The sequence below is a fragment of the Paracoccus jiaweipingae genome (assembly GCF_044335505.1).
GTDB lineage: Bacteria > Pseudomonadota > Alphaproteobacteria > Rhodobacterales > Rhodobacteraceae > Paracoccus.
This window is the reverse complement of record NZ_JBISBS010000005.1, coordinates 229760-247081: the sequence shown is the minus strand read 5'-3', so window position 1 is coordinate 247081 and position 17322 is coordinate 229760. Positions and strand designations below refer to the sequence as shown.

Here is a 17322-nt window from a genome sequence, read left to right as displayed (position 1 = left end):
TCACCCGCGAAGACCTCATCAAACGCGCAGACCTTTGCGGAAAAAACCAATACGGAAAATATCTGAAAAATCTGGCGGAGCAGTAGCCCCCAAAGGCCCCTTTCTGACCTGCCCCGAAGCCGGAGACGACCATGAGCTTTGCAGAAGCCCAATCCCTTGCGCGAGAACAGCAATGGCTGCGTGCCATCACCGTGGCGCGCGAGGCTGTTGCCAAGAATCCGGGCAACAAGATGATCTGGCGGAACATGGCGTCTTGGGCCGGGAAGGCCGATGACATTGAGCTGCTTCGCCGTGTGCTTGACGATTGGGCGCAGGCCGATAGTGGCGCCGGTGGCTATGAGGCCTTGTCACGGCTGACCGATCTGGATGGTCCGGGCGACAGCGTGGCATCACGGGCCCGAAGCCTGATCCGTCGTGCAAAGCTGAACCTTTGGGCGCGACGGCTGGTACGTCCGCAGACACCGGTTCTGGATCGCTTGTTGTTTGCAATCCTTAAAAAAGACCTGACCAGGGCCGTCGCGGCCTTGCGCGAACTGTCGCGGCCTCAGCGATTCAAGCTGCCGCCTTTCGTGCTGATGCAGTTGCAGGATCTTTATGCCCGCGAAGGCAAGGGTGCGGCCTTTCTGAACGATGTCGCTGATGGTGAACTGGCCAGTCTTGAGGGGCGCAATGCCCTTTTGGCCCCGCTGGCACATGCCCTCGCCAAGGAAGAGCATATCGAAGAGGCCGAGCGTGTGCTGGCGATGATCAATGGCGACAGCCCCCGTTTGCGCCTTCAGCTTGCCGCTGAATTGCTGATTGCGGAACATCATCAGGACGACGAACGCAAAATCCAGGTTCTGTCCCGCTGGATTGCGCGCTTTCCGAACGATCGCACACCGGTTCAGGCGCTGGCGGAAAGCAAAGTTGCGGCCGGTGCCTGTGAAGAGCTTGTTTCATGGCTGGAAGAAACCGAATGTGCTGGTCTGGCTGCCCCGGCCTGCCTCAGGCTGGCAGATATGATGGCAGAACGTGGCGCGCTGCGCCCCGCCTTTGCGCTGGTGTCAATGGCGGCCGAACGCTGGCCGGAAAATCGCCGTGTGGCGGAAAAGATCGGCGCCATTGCAGACCTGATGGGCCAGCAAGAGCTGGCCCGCGAAGCCCGCGCCCGCAGTCTGATTCTGGACGATCTGGAGCCTGATTTCATCGAGCTGGCGGGCTATGAGGGGATCGTCGGTCTTGGCGGACGAAGTGGTCTGCACCATGCTGTCCTTGCGGCGCTTGGCGACGATGGCGATACACGGGGCCTGCTTGATCTGGCCAGGCTGTTAATGGGGTCGCTGCGCATTGTCATCTCGATCAGGTCGGGTGATCTGCGCGAGGCAAAGGAACTGGCGCCCCACGGTGCCGCTGACTGGTCGTCGCGCCGTGAAAATGCGCAACGGCTGGCCACGCTGATCCGTGCGATCTGTGCCTTGGCGATCCGGTCGCAGCCCGAGGATGACGCGGCCTATTGGCTGTTGCTGGAACTTGAGGCGCTGACGCTTGATGGGGGGGCGCTTGCCGAACACCTGGCCACAGCACTTGCGGCAACGCCGGTCGCCACCGAACCCGCCAAAAAAGATCTGGTCTGGACGGCCGCGCTGGCCTGTGACCGGGAGGCCTTGTGGGATGATCTGGCGCAAAAACAGCTTGAAGGTTCTGCACGACCAATGCGGTTTGCAGCGTTGCACCCTGACTTTGACAGCCGGGCTGTGCTGCGTCATGCGGGGAGCCGCGCAACCAAGACAATCGGGGTTTTCGGGCCGCGGTTCCACGGGCGTGTTGACCTTGGTCTGCCGACGCGTGACGAATATCTTCTGACCAATGCAGATGCGACGATTCTGGCGGGCTATCTGGTCAGTCCTGATGGCAGAACGGTCCTTGGGCTGTCGCATAACCATTATACGCCGCGCAGTTCTGACCGGGTTCTTCAGGCGGGTGTTCACGGGGTTGTAGTGGACCTGCCCGAGGACACCCAGGTCATCGAGACGCCGACCGTTTATATTCCCGGCTTACGGGCCCATTACCGCAACTATTACCATTTTGGTGGTCAGTTGCTGCCGCGACTGATGGGGGTTCTGGCCGAGGCCGAGGCTGCCATGAACGCCAGACTTGCCGTGGCCATCCCCGATTTCGCGCCGCAATTTGTGGACAATATGCTGGAACTGTGCGGCATAGAATCTGACCGCATCATCCGGCTGGCAACCAACCGGCGGGTTCGGCTGGTGAATGGCGTTATTGCCTCGCCCACATTGCACGACTGGCAGTGTCAGCCCGACGACATTTCTGCTGCACGCCAGCGCTTGCGTGGGGCGCTTGCGTCGAATGGACCGGGGCGCAAATTGTTTCTGGCCCGCCCGACCCAGTCGGTCACCAGCATCGGACGGGCACTGCTGAACGAGGCAGAGCTGTCCGGCGTCGCTGCGGATATGGGGTATGAAATCGTCGATGCGGGGGTGATGACGCAAGCCCAGCAACAGCAGCTGTTCAGCGAGGCGGCTGTGATCTGTGGTCCGACAGGGGCGGCATTGACCAATGCGCTTTACCTGCCGGATGGTGCGCGGGTGATCTGCCTGTCCCCACACGAGACCTGCCGGACCTATTTTCCCGGCCTGACACTGGGGCAACAGATTGATTTCGATTGGGTTCTGGGCAGCTTCGATCCCGATCTGGTCGATTCCCGCTGGTTTCCCCATCGGCCCTATTCGGTTCCGGTCGATTATCTGGCCGAGGCCCTGTCGAAATGACCGTCCCGACCGGGCCGAAGCGCAGCTTGTTCGTGATCGGGGTGCCCCGGTCCGGGACAAGCGTATTGCACGCGCTGATCTGCACCGCTTCCGCGACCAGCCCTTATACCGGCGAGGCGTCCTATCTGCGGATGATGCTGGGGGTTTACCCGCGCGCGCTTGGGCTGTTCGACATGCATACGCGATATGTGTTCGATACCCGCGACACGTTGCAACATTTCCACGCCGACATTATGCGGCAGGTTGAAAACGCCTATTGGATCGCGGTCGGACGCCCGGATATTCTGGTGCTGAAAGATCCGATGATGACGCTGTTGGCGCCGGTTTTGCGGGAAATCATGCCCAAAACCCAGATGGTTCTGATGCTGCGCCACCCCGCCGATGTTATCGCCAGCCGGTTGCTTGTGCAGGACCGTCTTGGCGTACCCCGCGATCCGCAACGCCTGATCGCCGAACATAACGATATGCTGGGTGTCGTTCTGGATCAGTGGGAGGCGGTCAAACCGACGGTTCTGACCTATCCGATGCTGTCGGCGCCGAAACTGTCCGAAATCAAAAAACGCCTTGGAATAGCAGACATTTCTTCCGAAAAATTGTGGAAGAAGGCGGTAAAAAAATACCCGGAAGATGGCCAGTCGGCATGGATGACGCCGCTTTACGGTGCCGCGCCTGTGCTGAACAAAAAGGGCAGGGACAGCCTTCCGCAAGATCTGCGTCAGGAGATAGATCGGGCCTGCCTGCCCTTGTGCCTGCGTATTTTGGACCGCGCAAAGGTGAGGCCGTCTGCCTATTGGGCGGCGGCATCGGTCTGAACCCGATGTCCGCCTGGGCCTGACCTTTAACCCCGACGAAAACGCCCGTCCGGCCCAAGGTGAATGCCGCATTCTGTTTTTTCAGGGGAATGCGCCCATCGCCCCGAACGCGGGTCAGCGCCATCGGCCACCGGTGATGTGCATGTCGCGCAACCGATCGAAGGATAGCCGCGGGCAACCAGCGGATGGCGCGGCAGGTCGTACCTGGCCATGTATGCATCTATGTCATCTTGCGTCCACAGGGCCATCGGATTGATTTTGATCATCCGGCCGTCGCGTTCGATGATGGGGATCGTGGCACGGGTCGAGGCCTGGAATCGTTTGCGCCCGGAAACCCAGGAATCAAACCCTTCCAGGGCATCCTGAAGCGGCATGACCTTGCGAATTCGGCAGCATCCGTCAGGATGATCGCGCCACATGGTGCCCTGCGGATCTTCATCTTCAAGGACTTGGGCGCTGGGGCGCACATGTCGCAATACAAGACCAAGGCGTTCGGTCACCTCGTCGACATAGCGCAGTGTTTCATCAAAATGCTTGCCTGTATCAATGAACAGGACGGGCAGGCCGGGCCGGATTTCTGACATATAATGCAAAAGGGCAATGCTGTCCGCACCAAAAGAAGAAACGATCGCGATATCGCCCAATGCGGCGTCTGCAAGCAGGCCTTTGATATTCAAACTGGAAAGATCTGGAAAATATGTTTCCTGAAGCTGGCTTAAAACCGGATCTTCGCCACCAATAGGCCACGACTCCATCCTGAATCTCCCTATACGAAATTGGGACAACCATAAGTTGCTTAATTGCCCGCAGATAATGTTACGTTTCATAGATTTTGAGGGTGCGCAATCTGCATCGGAGATAATCCGCTCATGCAAAAAATAGCACATGTTTGGGGTGGTCGCTTTCTGCGCCTTGTGTTACGGCAAGCGTAGTTGCGCCTTCCGGGGGATTGTGAATGTTCCGAATGTCGGATTTCAAACTTGACGTTCACCGTGATTCCGATTTCTCGGCCACAGGGCCTTATGATGGCAACGGCAAGTCGCTGATCAGTTTCGCCGCTGGCGAGCGGTATTTGAATGCCGCCTTGGAAAACCCTGCGGTTGTGGCGGTTATTGTCCCCGAATCGCTTGTCGGCCCCGCGCTTGCCCGCGAGGGGGTCGGTGTTGCCGTGTCAGAACATCCGCGCGAGACGTTTTTCCAGCTTCACAACCATCTGGCGCAGGCCCTGACGGACAGCCTTCCGCCACCTCTGGTTGAAGAGGGTGCGGAAGTCGCGCACACCGCGCGGCTGGCGCCCGGTTGCGTGATTCGCGCCGGTGCGCAGGTCATGGACATGGCCTTTGTCGGCGCGGGAACGGTTATTGAAGATGGTGTATTTATTGGGGAAGCAGCGCTTGTCGGCGTGAACGGACACTTTGACCAACATCTTTCCGGGCGCCGACTGCGGGTCGAACATGTTGGCCGCGTCAGGGTCTGTTCCGGTGCGCAGATCCTGGCAGGGGCGATTGTTCAGCGGGATGTCTATGACGTTGAAACGATGATTGGTGCGGATGCAGTTATCGGTCCGGGTGTCCGGGTTGCGCATGGCGTGACGGTTGGCGTAAATTCTGTGCTGGCAGGCGGAACAATTGTTGCCGGTTATACCGAAATCGGTCGGGATGTTTGGGTGGGACCGGGGTCGACAATCGGGAATAACCTAGAAATCGGCAATTCTGCTCGTATCGAGATAGGGTCTGTTGTTGTTTCTTCGGTGGCAGAGAAGCAGCGGGTTTCGGGAAATTTTGCTTTACCGCATACGCGCAATCTGAGGATTTGGCGGGAAAACGGGGCTTCAAAATGAATCACATGAACATACCCTTCCGGGGGTCGCGTAACTACATTACAGGTGTAGATCTTACCGAGGCTGCGGTTGAATTGCTTGGACAATCCGGCGATGCGGATGTCAGCGATATTTCATTGTCCTGTTACAGGATGATACGGAAAAGTCCCGTTGAAGCGACAATTTCTTTTGAAAATCTTTCGCCATCCCAATTTGATGCGATCGTGCGGGCGCAGAAAAACGGTCAGGCCGTTAGTGTCGGTTTTCGTGCGGCCTTGGATGGTAATCAGGAAGCAAGAGTTGACTGCTTTGAAAAAGAACAGTTGAAAACCATTGAAGTGGGAAACAGGGTGGCCAGCATACGTCCGCCTGATAACGTTGATGGTTCGCTTTTGACGATGCTGGTGGCTGGCATCAAGGCTGCAAGTCAGGCCAGTTTCCCCGAACGCAAGGGCAAATGGATTTACGCGGGATGCCGTCTGGCTTCGCTTCCCTCGGTTTGGCGCGATGCAAGCGTCAACACCACATCTGGTCCTGAGGCGCGGTTTTTCAACTGGCAGGTCGAGGTTGATGGCAAGCCTCTCGGGTCTGTCATGTTTTTTGTCGAATCTTCGTAATGGGGCCTCGTATGACAGAAGCGAATAAAATCGGCATTGACGCAATCGCCTGTGTCCTTGGTGACGCCAGCGTCGATAATTTCACCCATGCAGAAAAATTCGGTTTTGACCCCTCTTTTCTGACCGACAAGATTGGCTTTACCGCGCTGCGCAAGCAAAGCGGCGAAAATCGCACCTTCGAGTTGTCCCGCCGCGCGCTGGTGGCATTGGCCGAACAGACGGGCGTGTCGCTGGACACTGTTGACTGCCTGATCGTCTGCACCCAGAACCCGGATGGTCACGGCCTTCCCAACACGGCCTCGGCCCTGCACGGAGAGATGGGTCTGTCGCAGGATTGCGCGGCCTTCGACATTTCGCTTGGCTGCTCGGGCTATGTCTATGGCCTGTCGGTCATTCGCGCGTTCATGGCTGAAAATGATCTGACATGCGGTGTGCTGATCACGGCGGACCCTTATTCCAAGATCATCGACCCCGAAGATCGCGATACTGCGGTTCTGTTTGGGGATGGTGCCAGCGCGACACTGTTGCGACCCGGTGCCGCGTGGCAGGTGGGGCGGTCTGTCTTTGGTTCAGACGGAACCCGTCGCGATGCCATTGCGGTGCAATCGGATGGTCGCCTGAAAATGAACGGGCGGGGGGTTTTCGTCTTTTCTGCGCAAACGGTGCCGCCAGCCATTCAGCAGGCGCTTGACAAGAACAAGCTGGGTGTTTCGGACGTGGACCTGTTCCTGATGCATCAGGGCAGCAAGTATATCGTGACCGAGCTTGGCAAACGGCTGGGTGTCGACGCTGATAAGATGCCCTTCGCCGCCGCCGAAACCGGCAACCTTGTGTCCAGCTCGCTTCCGGTGCTGCTGGCGCCCGAGCTAAGCCGCCCGAACGGGCATATCCTGATCGCCGGTTTTGGTGTCGGCCTTTCCTGGGGCGTCAGCGTCCTGACACGAAATACATGAAAATTGATCCAGAATTGGAGAAGAAGATGACCGAAGCACAAGTCAAAGACATTCTGAAACGCATCGTTCCCACCATTGAATGGGCCGATCTGGACGCTGATGCCGATCTGGCAAAGGCGGGGCTGGATTCGCTGGATAAGGCCAGCGTCATCATGGAAATCGAAACCGAGGCCGGCATTCGCGTCGATGACAGCCGCTATGACGAAATTCTGACGATCTCGGATCTGGTTCGTGTGACCGCCTGAGCGGTGATCGGTGTTGAGCAGAGGGCGGAAAAATGCAGCAGATTGACGTAAAAAAACTGCCCTCTTTCGAGGATGCCCGCGGGTCGCTGGGTGTCGTCGAAGGTGGTGACCTGCCGTTCGACGTCAAACGCATGTATTACCTGTATAACGTGCCCGAGGGTGCGATCCGTGGTGAGCATGGGCATAAAAAGCTGGAGCAGCTGATGATGTGCATGGCAGGCGAAATCATGGTGACCCTGACCGATGGGCTGTCACGTCGGGAGGTGCTGTTGACTGGCCCGGACCAGGCCGTTCACGTCCGGCCCGGCCTGTGGCGCAGTATTCGGTTTATCAAGCCGGGTTCGGTTCTGTGTGTGCTGGCATCACGGCCCTATGAGCCGGACGACTATATTCACAGCTATGACGAATATGTCGAATGGGCGCGCACGCACAGGCATGACGCCGCGGCAATGCTGGAAAGTGAAATCCAATGACCGTTCCATTTCTGGATGTCAAATACACCTACGAGCAACTGCGCAGCCAGATGGATGCGGCCTATGCGCGGGTGATGGACTCGGGCTGGTATATCGGTGGCGCAGAAGTTGCCGCATTCGAGGCTGATTTCGCACATTATTGTGGGGTCGAACACTGTGTCGGGGTTGGGAACGGCCTTGATGCGCTTGTGCTTATCCTGCGGGCCATGGGCATTGGGCAGGGCGACGAGGTGATTGTGCCCGCAAACACCTTTATCGCCACATGGCTTGCCGTCGCCGCCGTCGGCGCAAAGGTCGTTCCCGTGGATGCCGACCCGGTCACCATGCAGATCGACATTTCGCTGACCGAGGCCGCGATTACCCCGCGCACCAAGGCCATCATGCCGGTGCATTTGTACGGCATTCCGGCGGTCTGCACGGGGCTGCGCGATATCGCCAGAAAACATGGCCTGCGCCTGATCGAGGACGCGGCACAGGCCCATGGCGCGACTGTTGGAGACACAATGGCTGGCGGTCTGGGCGACGCGGCAGGTTTCAGCTTTTATCCGGGCAAAAATCTGGGGGCGTTTGGCGATGGCGGCGGGGTGACCTGTAACGATGCCGCCCTGGCTGACAAGATCAGGATGCTGGCCAACTATGGCTCTTCGGTGAAATATGTGCACGACGAGCGGGGGGTCAATTCGCGCCTCGACCCGTTGCAGGCGGCCTTCCTGCGCGCCAAGCTGCCCCTGCTGCAAGACTGGACGGAACGGCGCCGCCAGATCGCGGCGACCTATCAGGACGGCTTGGCCGGGCTGGACGCAATCACCCTGCCGGGCGTGACCCAGGCCGCGAACCCGTCCTGGCATCTTTACGTCATCCGGCATCGTGATCGCGACGGATTGCATCAGGCATTGCGTGATCGCGGCGTTCAAACAGCAATGCATTACCCGATTGCCAATCACCAATCGGCCGCATTCCGCGACGAATTTCAGGGCCAGACCTTCCCGGTCACGGAACAGATCTGCGCAACCTGTCTCAGCCTGCCGATTGGTCCCCACCTGTCGGATGATCAGGTGGGCAAGGTCATCGAGGCCGTACGCGCAGTGGCCTGACCATCAGCGTGACGTGCCATGACAGCAAGCGGGGGTAAGGCCCGACAGGCTTTACCCCCTTGCGTTTTGCGCGGCATAGGCCACCAGCGCGTCCAGAATGCGCGTGCAGGCCTGACCGTCGCCATAGGGGTTGTGGGCAAAGCTCATCTGGTCATAGGCCGCGCGGTCGGTCAGCAGGCGCGTGGTCCAGTCGGTGATCTGGCCGATATCGGTGCCCACCAGCCGCACGGTGCCGGCCTCGACCGCCTCGGGGCGTTCGGTGGTGTCGCGCATCACCAGAACCGGCTTGCCAAGCGAGGGGGCTTCTTCCTGAATGCCGCCCGAATCGGTGATGATCAGATCGGCGCGGTTCATCAGCCAGACAAAAGGCAGATAGTCCTGGGGTTCGATCAGGTGAATATTGGGATGCGCCCCCAGCAGGCGCGTCACCGGTTCGCGCACATTCGGGTTCATATGCATCGGATAAACGATGTCCACGTCACGAAACCGCGCCGCGACCTGTCCCAGCGCGGTGCAGATCCGTTCGAACCCGCCACCGAAACTTTCGCGGCGGTGGCCGGTGACAAGCAGCATCCGGCGGTCAGGCTGTAAAAAGCCGAACTGGCGGGCAAAGCCTTGTGACAGCGCCGGGTCGCCCGTGATCCGCGCGGTCACCTGCAACAGCGCATCCACCACGGTATTGCCGGTCACGGTGATGGTGGCGTCGTCCACGCCCTCGCGCAGCAGCGCCGCGCGCGAGGTCAGCGTGGGCGCGAAATGCAGCGTCGCCAGCGCACCTGTCACCCGGCGGTTGCCCTCTTCCGGCCAGGGGGCATACAGGTTTCCGGTGCGCAGCCCGGCCTCGACATGGCCCACCGGCACCTGCGCGTAATAAGCCGCCAGCGTCGTGGCCAGCGTCGTCGCGGTGTCGCCATGAACCAGCACCATATCGGGGCGTTCCTGCGCCAGAACCGGTTTCAGGCCGGTCAGAATGGCACTGGTGACGCCATACAGGTCCTGCCCGGCCTGCATCACATCAAGATCGTGATGCGGGGCGATGCCGAACAGGGTGGTCACCTGATCCAGCATTTCGCGGTGCTGGCCGGTCACGCAGACGCGGCTGTCAAACCGCGAATCGGCGGCCAGCGCCAGAACCAGCGGCGCCATCTTGATCGCCTCGGGGCGGGTTCCGAAAACCGACAGTATCTTCATGCGTGTCTTCCCTTTGGCAGGTGGGTCAGGGCCTTTTAGGCATGGCAGGCACGGGCAGGCAACCGCGCGATCCGCCCAGATTGCCGCCACCGCCCGCCCCTAATCCAGAAACACCCGCGTCAGGACCGGGAAGGCCGCGATCAGGACCAGTCCCAGCGCCGAGGTCAGCAGAAAGGGCAGCGCCCCGCGGGCCACGCGTTCCAGTGGCAGGCGGGTGATATTGGCGGCGACATACAGGTTGATGCCGACCGGCGGGGTGAACAGGCCGATGGCCAGATTGACCATCACCAGCACCCCGAACCACACCGGGTCCCAGCCCAGTTCCCGCGCCACCGGCAAAAAGATGGGCAGGCAGATGAACATGATCGTCACCGCGTCCATGAACATCCCGGCCAGCAGCAGCACCAGCATGATCACCGCCAGAATGACCCATTGATTGTCCGACAGCCCCAGCAGCGCGCCGGAATATTGCCCGATCAGGTCGTCGATGGTCACCACCCAGCCAAACAGCGCGGCATAGCCCACGACCAGCATCACCACTGCTGACCCGGCGGCGGAATCGGCCAGCGCCTGGAACAGCACCCTCAGCGTCAGGGTGCCATAGACCAGCGCACCCACGGCCAGCGCATAGACGGTGGCGACAATCGCGGCCTCGGTCGGGGTGAAGGCGCCGGAATAGATGCCGCCAAGGATCACCACCGGCGTCATCAGCCCCCAGAAGCTGTCGCGAAACCCGTGCCACAGCCGCGCCGGCCAGCGCAGCCCGGCATAGGGCAGCGGCATCAGCCGTTCGGCGGCATCGGCGGCGCGGGCCTTGCCAAAAGGCAGGGTCAGCAGCATCAGCAGCCCGCAAAGCAGCCCCGGCACGATGGCCGCCATGAACAGATCCGCGATCGAGGTTTCCGCGATCACGCCATAGATGACCAGCCCGATCGACGGCGGCACCACGATCGACATCGCCGCCCCGGTACAAACCAGCCCGGCGGCGAAGGCGCGGTCGTAACCGTCCTCGTCCATCGACTTGATGATCATCGGCCCGATGGCCGCGACGGATGCCGGGCCGGACCCGCTGACCGCGCCCCAGAACAGGCAGACCACGGTGCCCACCAGCCCCATCCCGCCGGGCAGGCCGCCGACCAGAATGCGAAAGAACCGGATCATCCGGTCAGCGATCCCCAGCCGCCCCATCAGGTTGCCGGCAAGGATAAAGAACGGGATCGCCAGCAGGGAAAACTTGCCCACCCCGGCGGTGAACAGATCGCCCACCATGTCCAGCCCAAAGCCCATCTGCCACATGGCGAACATGGCCGACAGACCCAGCGCAAAGGCCACCGGCACCCGCAGCGCCAGCAGAACCACGAAGGCCAGAACCATCTGCGTGCCTGCGCCTACCTCAACCATGGGGCACCGGGTCGGGGCGCAGCGCCGCCTGAACATAGCGGATCAGCACCAGCGCAAAGCCAAAGGGCAGCGCGGCGTAATAGGTCCATTGCGGCAGCCCCAGCGCATAGGACCGGGTGCCGCTGGCCATGGTGTTCACCACAAGCTGCCAGCAAAACCACGCCGACAGCCCCAGCAGCAGCACCGAGGCCAGCGTGGCCAGCCCCACCACCACCCGGCGCAGCGCGGGCGGCAGCAGGTCAGTGACCAGCGTGACGGCCAGATGTTCGCCACGTCGGGCGGCAATGGCGGCGCCGAACACGGTCAGCAGGACAAACCCCGCTGTCAACAGCTCTTCCGAGGCGGCAAAGGAATACGAGGTCGTATAGCGCACCACGATATTCACAAAGCCAAGCCCGGTCATCGCCAGCAACAGCGCGGCGCAGACAAGCTGTTCGAACCGGTCCAGCACCCAGCGCATTACTTGCCCTGCGCCTCGGTCTCGAACAGGGTCACGATGTCAGCCCCGATCTTGTCGGCCCATTTGTCAAAGCTGGGCTTGGTCGCGGCCTTGAAGGCGGCCAGTTCCTCGGGGGTGGGCTCGTAAACCTCCATTCCCTTGTCGCGCAGCAGGGCGATGCCGTCCTCGGTCGCCTTGCGGCTGATCTGGATCTGATAGGCCATGGCCTCGTCCGCGGCCTTTTGCACCCTGGCGCGGGTGTCGTCATCCATCTTGTCCCAGCGCGCTTTGGAAATCCCCAGCAGCAGCGGGTCATAGCTGTAATGCCACGCGGTCAGGTATTTCTGCACCTCATAGACGCGCTGCGGGATGATCACCGCGCCGATGGGGTTTTCCTGCCCGTCCACCACGCCCTGTTGCAGCGCGGGGAAGGTCTCGGACCACTGCATCTGCACCGGGTTGGCCCCCAGATCGCCCATCACGTCGATATACATCGGCCCGGCGACGCGCATTTTCAGGCCCTTCATGTCCGCGGGCGATTTGATCGGGCGGGTGTTGTTGGTGACCTCGCGAAAGCCGTTTTCGCCCCAGGCCAGAACGTGAATGCCGTGGTCCTCCATCACCTGCGCCATGCGCTTGCCGGCCTCGCCCTGCGTGGTGCGGTCGACGGCGTCGTAATCGGCATACAGATAGGGCAGCGAAAACACCGCCATTTCCGGCGCGATCGGGGTGATGTTGATGGCCGAGGTCAGGATCAGGTCAATCGCCCCGCGCCCCGCCATTTCCGCCTGTTTCATCTGGTCGCCGCCCGAAAGCTGGGCGTTGGGGAACACGCGCACATCCAGCGCGCCATCGGTTTCGGCCTTCAGCAATTCACCGAATTTTTCCGCGCCCTGCTGCCATGTGGTGGTGTCACCGACATTATGCGACAGGCGCAGGGTCTCGGCCCCGGCGGGCAGCGTCAGGGCAATGGCGGTGGCCAGCCCGAAAGCGATGCGATGAAACATGGTGTCGTCCCCCCTTGAAATCAGTCTGCCCTGCGGCAGCCCGGCGATACTTGCCCAAGGGGGGTCAGGGTTGCAACAATCTTTCGCAAAAAACCGTTACAAAACCCGCTTGTTACCGGCTGAAGCCGCTGTCGCGCCCGATCAGGTGGAAAAAGCTGCCGCTGACATGGCCGCGATACGACCCGCTTTCCGCAACCCCGGCGCCATTGGCATCGACCACCTGCGCCAGCGCTGCGTCGGGCTGGGACAGGATGGTGGCGTAATGGAATTCATGCCCGCGCAGGCCGGTGCCTGCGCCAGCCCCCGCCATCGGTGCCAACAGGCGCGCGTGACGATAGCCCAGATGCATCCGGCGCTTGGCAAAGCTGGTTTCCAGCCCCAGCAGCCCGGCCATCCGGTGACGCTGACCCGACGCATCGACCAGCCCCGCCCCCAGCGCCATGTAACCGCCGCATTCGCCATGCACCGGGCGGGTGCGGGCAAACCGGGTCAGCCCGTCGCGAAACTGCTGCGCGGCGGCCAGCCGCCCGGCGTGCAGCTCGGGATAGCCGCCGGGCAGCCAGCACGCCCCGGCGCTGTCATCGGGGGCCTCGTCCGCCAGCGGCGAAAACGGCAGGATCGTCGCCCCCGCCGCGCGCCAGTCCTGCAACAGATGCGGATAGACAAAGGAAAACGCCGCGTCACGGGCCAGCGCGATGCGTTGCGCGGGCGGCGGCATCAGGCTGGCCACCGGGGGCGCGGGCAGGGCACCGCCCCGCGCCGCCGCGCGAATGGCGTCAAGGTCCAGATGGCGGCGGATGAACCCGGCGAAAGCCGCCATTGCCTGTTCCAGCCCCTCGCGTTCCTCGGCCTGCACCAGCCCCAGATGACGCTCGGGGATCTCGATATCGGCCTGCCGGGGCAGAGCGCCGAACACCGCGATACCGGCCTGTTCCATGCCGCGCCGCAACAGCGCCTCGTGCCGGGGGCTGGCCACGCGGTTCAGCACCACCCCTGCCAGTTGCAGCCGCGGGTCAAAGCTGCGCAGCCCCAGCGCCACCGCTGCCGCCGTTTGCGCCTGACCGCCGCAATCCAGCACCGCAATCACCGGCCAGCCCGCCGCGACGGCCAGTTCCGCGCTGGACCCGATGCCGCTTTCCCCGGCCCGTGCCACCCCGTCGAACAACCCCATCGAGCCTTCCGCCACGATCAGGTCCGCCCCCTGCGCCGCCTGCATCAGATGCGCGATCTGGCCCGCGCCCATCGCCCATGTGTCCAGGTTGAAGGCCTGTCGCCCGCTGGCTGCGGCGTGAAAGGCGGGGTCGATGTAATCCGGCCCGTTCTTGAACGGCTGCACCGCGACCCCATCGGCGCGATACGCCGCCATCAGCCCCAGCGTCACCGTGGTCTTGCCACTGCCCGAGGACGGCGCCGCAATCATCACCCCCGGCGGCAACGGATGGGCGCGACCGGCGGTCATTCCGGGAACCTCGGTTCCGTGCCGACGGGGCGGAAACGGCGGTCGTAATCGCCCGCATACAGGCGGCTTTCGTCAAACCCCTCCTGCGCCAGCGCCGGGCCGACAAGGATCAGGGCCGTGCGCTCGCCCTCACCGATGGCCGGGTCCAGCGCCCCAAGCGTGCTGCGGATGATCTGCTGTTCCGGCCAGGACGCCCGGAACACGATGGCGACAGGGCAGTCAGCGCCGTAATGCGGGGTCAGTTCGGCCTTGACCCGGTCCAGCACATGCACCGACAAATGAATGGCCAGCGTCGCGCCGGTGGCCCCAAAGGCGGCCAGCGTCTCGCCTTCCGGCATCGCACTGGCCCGCCCCGAGGTCCGCGTCAGCACCACCGACTGCGCCACGCCGGGCAGGGTCAGCTCCACCCCCAGCGCCGCCGATGCCGCCGCAAAGGCAGGCACCCCCGGCGTGATGTCATAGGCGATCCCCTCGGCCCGCAGCCGCCGCAATTGTTCGCCCATGGCCGACCAGACCGACAGATCGCCCGAATGCAGCCGCGCCACATCCTGCCCGGCCTGATGGGCGGCGCGGATCTGCGCCATGATCTCGTCCAGACTTAAGGGCGCGGTGTTCACGATCTTCGCGCCGGGCGGGCAATGCGCCAGAACCGCCTGCGGCACCAGCGATCCGGCATACAGACAAACCGGCGATGCCGCGATCAGGTCGCGCCCCCGCAGTGTCAGCAGATCCGGCGCACCCGGTCCCGCCCCGATGAAATGAACCACCATCAGCCTTCCCCTTCTGCCACGGCGACGGTGACACAGCCCGCCACCACCTGCCGCCCCAATACCAGCCGCGCCCGGCGCCCGGCCCCGCGCAGGGCCAATGCCTCGGCCACGCAGCCGGTGCCAAACCGCGCCATGACCCGCGCCGATTGCGCGGGCGTGACCACCCCCGCCACATCCGCCACCGCCACCACCGGCAGGCCAAGCCCGGCCAGCGCCGCCTGCCGCGCGGGCAGACACGCCACGGCATCGACTGGTCCCGCCACCCCCAGCGCCGCGCGAATATCGTCCGCCCCGGCCCGGCTGTTCATCCCGATCCCGGCCACGCGTTTCTTCGTTGCACAAATACCCATCACGCGACCCAGACCCATTGCACCACGGGCCGCAGGGGCGACCAGCCCCGCATCCGGCCCAATGGCGCGGCCTGCGCGACCTCGATGCGCATCAGATCGCCGCCATGTGCGGCCTGCGCGGCGACCAGCATCGCCTCGGTCTCCAGCGTGACGGCGTTAATCACCAGCCGTCCGCCGGGCGACAGCCGCGCACGCACCGCATCCACCAGCGCAGCATCCGCGCCGCCGCCGATAAACACCGCGTCCGGCGCGGGCAGCTCGGCCAGAACCGCGCGGCTGTCGCCCTGAACCAGCGTCACAGCCCCATCCAGCCCGAACCGGTCAATATTGGCGCGCACCACATCACAGCGATCATCGCGGGTCTCCACTGCCATGGCCCGGCCACCGGCCAAGGCCCATTCGATGCTGACCGACCCCGACCCGGCCCCCAGATCCCACAACACGCCCCCCGCGAAAGGCGCCAGCGCCGACAGGGTCAGTGCCCGCACCGGCCGCTTGGTGATCTGGCCGCGATGTGCGAACGCATCATCCGGCAGCCCGAACCCCATGGGCCGCGCGATGCCGCCTGCGGCCTCGACCGCGACGGCAACCGGGGCGGCCACATCCGTGAAAGCATAATCCCCGGCCCGCACCTGCCGGATACGCTGACGCGGGCCGCCCATGCGTTCGGCCACGGACAGGCGCGACGCCCCCCATCCGCGCGCCACCAGCCACGCCGCCAGATCCGCCACCGCCGCACCATCGCGCAGCAGCACGATCAGCCGCGCCCCCTGACGCAGATCGGACAGCAGCCGCGTAAACGGCGCCGCGTGCAGCCCGTGACAGGCGACGGCTTCCAGCCGCCAGCCCAGTTCCGCCGCGATCAGCGACGCGACCGAGGGCGCCGGAAAGCACCGCCACTCGCCCGCCGCCAGCGCCTCGGCCAGAACCCCGCCCGCGCCGAACCAGAACGGATCGCCCGAGGCGAGGACCGCCACCCGCTGCCCCCGCAGCGCCAGAACCGGCGCAATGGAAAACGGCACCGGCCATGGCCGCCCGCGCGCACCCACCGCCGCCAGTTCCAGATGCCGCGGCCCGCCAAAAACGATATCCGCGCCGTCCAGCGCCGCACGGCTTGCAGGGGACAGCCCGTTCAGGCCATCTTCTGTCAGTCCGATCATGCTTAGCCAGGGATCACTCATGCGCGTATTATTGCTTGGCGGCACGGCCGAGGCCAGCACCCTTGCCCGCGCCCTTGCGACGCAAGGCGTGGATGCCACCTTCAGCTATGCCGGGCGCACCCGGAACCCGGTTGCGCAGCCGCTGCCAACCCGGATTGGCGGCTTTGGCGGCGCACAGGGACTGGCCGATTACCTGCGGGACAACGCGATCACCCATCTGATCGACGCCACCCACCCGTTTGCAGCCCGGATCAGCGCAAATGCCATTGCCGCCGCACAGGAAACCAATACGCCGCTGGCGGCGCTGGAACGCCCGGCATGGACGCCCCAGCCCGGCGATCACTGGACCCATGTCCCCGACGCCCAAACCGCCGCCGCCGCGCTGCCCGACCAGCAAACCGGCGTGTTTCTGGCCATCGGCCGCCAGTCGCTGACCCCGTTTCAGGGGCTGCCACATCGCTGGCTGTTGCGCTTTGCCGATTTCGAACCCGGCCAGCCGGTGCCGCTGAACGCGCAACTGGTGGTCAGCCGTGGCCCCTATACCGTGGCGGGCGACATCGCCCTGATGCGCCAGCACGCAATCGGCATCGTCGTGGCCAAGAATGCCGGCGGTCAGGGCGCGCGGGCCAAGCTGGATGCCGCCCGCGCCCTGTCCCTGCCGGTGATCCTGATCGGCCGCCCGACCCTGCCGCCGCGCCTGACCCTGCCCGACCCGCAATCGGTTCTGGGCTGGCTGGGGCTGTGACAGCGGCTTCTTCGTTGCG

General features: G+C 63.3%; 18 protein-coding genes. 9 read left to right on the top strand and 9 right to left on the bottom strand.

Annotated elements, in window-relative coordinates:
* The first annotated feature begins 131 nt into the window (after positions 1 to 131).
* Positions 132 to 2768: a glycosyltransferase 61 family protein gene (locus ACFXP9_RS10900; protein ID WP_397208475.1), complete on the top strand. Its 2637-nt coding sequence runs from the start codon at positions 132 to 134 to the stop codon at positions 2766 to 2768.
* On the top strand, positions 2765 to 3580 hold the full coding sequence (locus ACFXP9_RS10895; protein ID WP_397208474.1) for a sulfotransferase: 816 nt from the start codon (positions 2765 to 2767) through the stop codon (positions 3578 to 3580). Before ACFXP9_RS10900 ends, ACFXP9_RS10895 begins: the two co-directional genes overlap by 4 nt.
* Positions 3581 to 3606: 26 nt before the next feature.
* On the opposite strand, the gene ACFXP9_RS10890 is transcribed toward ACFXP9_RS10895, so the two are convergent.
* On the bottom strand, positions 3607 to 4335 hold the full coding sequence (locus tag ACFXP9_RS10890; protein ID WP_397210209.1) for a phosphoadenylyl-sulfate reductase: 729 nt from the start codon (positions 4333 to 4335) through the stop codon (positions 3607 to 3609).
* Positions 4336 to 4535: 200 nt separating this feature from the next.
* On the opposite strand from ACFXP9_RS10890, the gene ACFXP9_RS10885 reads away from it, so the two are divergent.
* From ACFXP9_RS10885 to ACFXP9_RS10860, 6 genes are read left to right on the top strand one after another with little or no spacing between them, the layout of a single operon-like run.
* A complete protein-coding gene (locus tag ACFXP9_RS10885; RefSeq protein ID WP_397208472.1) occupies positions 4536 to 5420 on the top strand; it encodes a hypothetical protein in 885 nt (294 codons plus the stop codon).
* A 5-nt stretch (positions 5421 to 5425) separates the two neighbouring features.
* On the top strand, positions 5426 to 6016 hold the full coding sequence (locus tag ACFXP9_RS10880) for a hypothetical protein (protein ID WP_397208471.1): 591 nt from the start codon (positions 5426 to 5428) through the stop codon (positions 6014 to 6016).
* Between the two features lie 11 nt (positions 6017 to 6027).
* Complete coding sequence (locus ACFXP9_RS10875) at positions 6028 to 6969, top strand: ketoacyl-ACP synthase III (protein WP_397208470.1); 942 nt, start codon at positions 6028 to 6030, stop codon at positions 6967 to 6969.
* Between the two features lie 26 nt (positions 6970 to 6995).
* The gene (locus tag ACFXP9_RS10870) at positions 6996 to 7214 is read left to right on the top strand and encodes a phosphopantetheine-binding protein (protein WP_397208469.1); all 219 of its coding nucleotides are present in this window, start codon (positions 6996 to 6998) and stop codon (positions 7212 to 7214) included.
* A gap of 32 nt (positions 7215 to 7246) precedes the next feature.
* Positions 7247 to 7687, top strand: coding sequence for a sugar 3,4-ketoisomerase (locus tag ACFXP9_RS10865; protein ID WP_397208468.1), 441 nt, complete (start codon positions 7247 to 7249; stop codon positions 7685 to 7687).
* On the top strand, positions 7684 to 8781 hold the full coding sequence (locus ACFXP9_RS10860) for a DegT/DnrJ/EryC1/StrS family aminotransferase (protein WP_397208467.1): 1098 nt from the start codon (positions 7684 to 7686) through the stop codon (positions 8779 to 8781). The genes ACFXP9_RS10865 and ACFXP9_RS10860 overlap by 4 nt, the downstream gene beginning before the upstream one ends.
* A 51-nt stretch (positions 8782 to 8832) precedes the next feature.
* On the opposite strand, the gene wecB is transcribed toward ACFXP9_RS10860, so the two are convergent.
* The 8 genes from wecB to cbiT all read right to left on the bottom strand — a co-directional run bounded on the left by wecB (position 8833) and on the right by cbiT (position 16579).
* Entirely contained in the window at positions 8833 to 9972 is a 1140-nt protein-coding gene (gene wecB / locus ACFXP9_RS10855; RefSeq protein ID WP_397208466.1) for a non-hydrolyzing UDP-N-acetylglucosamine 2-epimerase, read from the bottom strand.
* A gap of 99 nt (positions 9973 to 10071) precedes the next feature.
* On the bottom strand, positions 10072 to 11346 hold the full coding sequence (locus tag ACFXP9_RS10850; RefSeq protein WP_397208465.1) for a TRAP transporter large permease: 1275 nt from the start codon (positions 11344 to 11346) through the stop codon (positions 10072 to 10074).
* Between the two features lie 19 nt (positions 11347 to 11365).
* Positions 11366 to 11833, bottom strand: a complete 468-nt coding sequence (locus ACFXP9_RS10845; protein WP_397208464.1) for a TRAP transporter small permease — start codon at positions 11831 to 11833, stop codon at positions 11366 to 11368.
* A complete protein-coding gene (locus ACFXP9_RS10840) occupies positions 11833 to 12819 on the bottom strand; it encodes a DctP family TRAP transporter solute-binding subunit (protein ID WP_397208463.1) in 987 nt (328 codons plus the stop codon). The genes ACFXP9_RS10845 and ACFXP9_RS10840 overlap by 1 nt, the downstream gene beginning before the upstream one ends.
* Positions 12820 to 12931: 112 nt before the next feature.
* A complete protein-coding gene (locus ACFXP9_RS10835; RefSeq protein ID WP_397208462.1) occupies positions 12932 to 14278 on the bottom strand; it encodes a cobyrinate a,c-diamide synthase in 1347 nt (448 codons plus the stop codon).
* Positions 14275 to 15048: a precorrin-4 C(11)-methyltransferase gene (gene cobM / locus ACFXP9_RS10830; RefSeq protein WP_397208461.1), complete on the bottom strand. Its 774-nt coding sequence runs from the start codon at positions 15046 to 15048 to the stop codon at positions 14275 to 14277. The genes ACFXP9_RS10835 and cobM overlap by 4 nt, the downstream gene beginning before the upstream one ends.
* Complete coding sequence (locus ACFXP9_RS10825; protein WP_397208460.1) at positions 15048 to 15398, bottom strand: cobalamin biosynthesis protein; 351 nt, start codon at positions 15396 to 15398, stop codon at positions 15048 to 15050. The genes cobM and ACFXP9_RS10825 overlap by 1 nt, the downstream gene beginning before the upstream one ends.
* Positions 15398 to 16579: a precorrin-6Y C5,15-methyltransferase (decarboxylating) subunit CbiT gene (cbiT, locus tag ACFXP9_RS10820; protein ID WP_397208459.1), complete on the bottom strand. Its 1182-nt coding sequence runs from the start codon at positions 16577 to 16579 to the stop codon at positions 15398 to 15400. Before cbiT ends, ACFXP9_RS10825 begins: the two co-directional genes overlap by 1 nt.
* Between cbiT and ACFXP9_RS10815 the strand changes: the two genes are divergently transcribed.
* Positions 16578 to 17303 carry a cobalt-precorrin-6A reductase gene (locus ACFXP9_RS10815; RefSeq protein WP_397208458.1) on the top strand — a complete coding sequence of 242 codons (726 nt, stop codon included), beginning with the start codon at positions 16578 to 16580 and terminating at the stop codon, positions 17301 to 17303. The two genes, cbiT and ACFXP9_RS10815, sit on opposite strands and share 2 nt — an antisense overlap.
* Positions 17304 to 17322 lie beyond the last annotated feature (19 nt).

Coding starts and splice junctions, on each gene's coding strand:
- ACFXP9_RS10835 (WP_397208462.1), bottom strand. CDS start 14,278: ATGACCGCCGGTCGCGCCCATCCGTTGCCGCCGGGGGTGATGATTGCG.
- ACFXP9_RS10900 (WP_397208475.1), top strand. CDS start 132: ATGAGCTTTGCAGAAGCCCAATCCCTTGCGCGAGAACAGCAATGGCTG.
- ACFXP9_RS10815 (WP_397208458.1), top strand. CDS start 16,578: ATGCGCGTATTATTGCTTGGCGGCACGGCCGAGGCCAGCACCCTTGCC.
- ACFXP9_RS10895 (WP_397208474.1), top strand. CDS start 2,765: ATGACCGTCCCGACCGGGCCGAAGCGCAGCTTGTTCGTGATCGGGGTG.
- ACFXP9_RS10875 (WP_397208470.1), top strand. CDS start 6,028: ATGACAGAAGCGAATAAAATCGGCATTGACGCAATCGCCTGTGTCCTT.
- ACFXP9_RS10860 (WP_397208467.1), top strand. CDS start 7,684: ATGACCGTTCCATTTCTGGATGTCAAATACACCTACGAGCAACTGCGC.
- ACFXP9_RS10850 (WP_397208465.1), bottom strand. CDS start 11,346: ATGGTTCTGGCCTTCGTGGTTCTGCTGGCGCTGCGGGTGCCGGTGGCC.
- ACFXP9_RS10840 (WP_397208463.1), bottom strand. CDS start 12,819: ATGTTTCATCGCATCGCTTTCGGGCTGGCCACCGCCATTGCCCTGACG.
- ACFXP9_RS10890 (WP_397210209.1), bottom strand. CDS start 4,335: ATGGAGTCGTGGCCTATTGGTGGCGAAGATCCGGTTTTAAGCCAGCTT.
- ACFXP9_RS10845 (WP_397208464.1), bottom strand. CDS start 11,833: ATGCGCTGGGTGCTGGACCGGTTCGAACAGCTTGTCTGCGCCGCGCTG.
- cbiT (WP_397208459.1), bottom strand. CDS start 16,579: ATGAGTGATCCCTGGCTAAGCATGATCGGACTGACAGAAGATGGCCTG.
- ACFXP9_RS10865 (WP_397208468.1), top strand. CDS start 7,247: ATGCAGCAGATTGACGTAAAAAAACTGCCCTCTTTCGAGGATGCCCGC.
- ACFXP9_RS10880 (WP_397208471.1), top strand. CDS start 5,426: ATGAACATACCCTTCCGGGGGTCGCGTAACTACATTACAGGTGTAGAT.
- ACFXP9_RS10825 (WP_397208460.1), bottom strand. CDS start 15,398: ATGGGTATTTGTGCAACGAAGAAACGCGTGGCCGGGATCGGGATGAAC.
- cobM (WP_397208461.1), bottom strand. CDS start 15,048: ATGGTGGTTCATTTCATCGGGGCGGGACCGGGTGCGCCGGATCTGCTG.
- wecB (WP_397208466.1), bottom strand. CDS start 9,972: ATGAAGATACTGTCGGTTTTCGGAACCCGCCCCGAGGCGATCAAGATG.
- ACFXP9_RS10870 (WP_397208469.1), top strand. CDS start 6,996: ATGACCGAAGCACAAGTCAAAGACATTCTGAAACGCATCGTTCCCACC.
- ACFXP9_RS10885 (WP_397208472.1), top strand. CDS start 4,536: ATGTTCCGAATGTCGGATTTCAAACTTGACGTTCACCGTGATTCCGAT.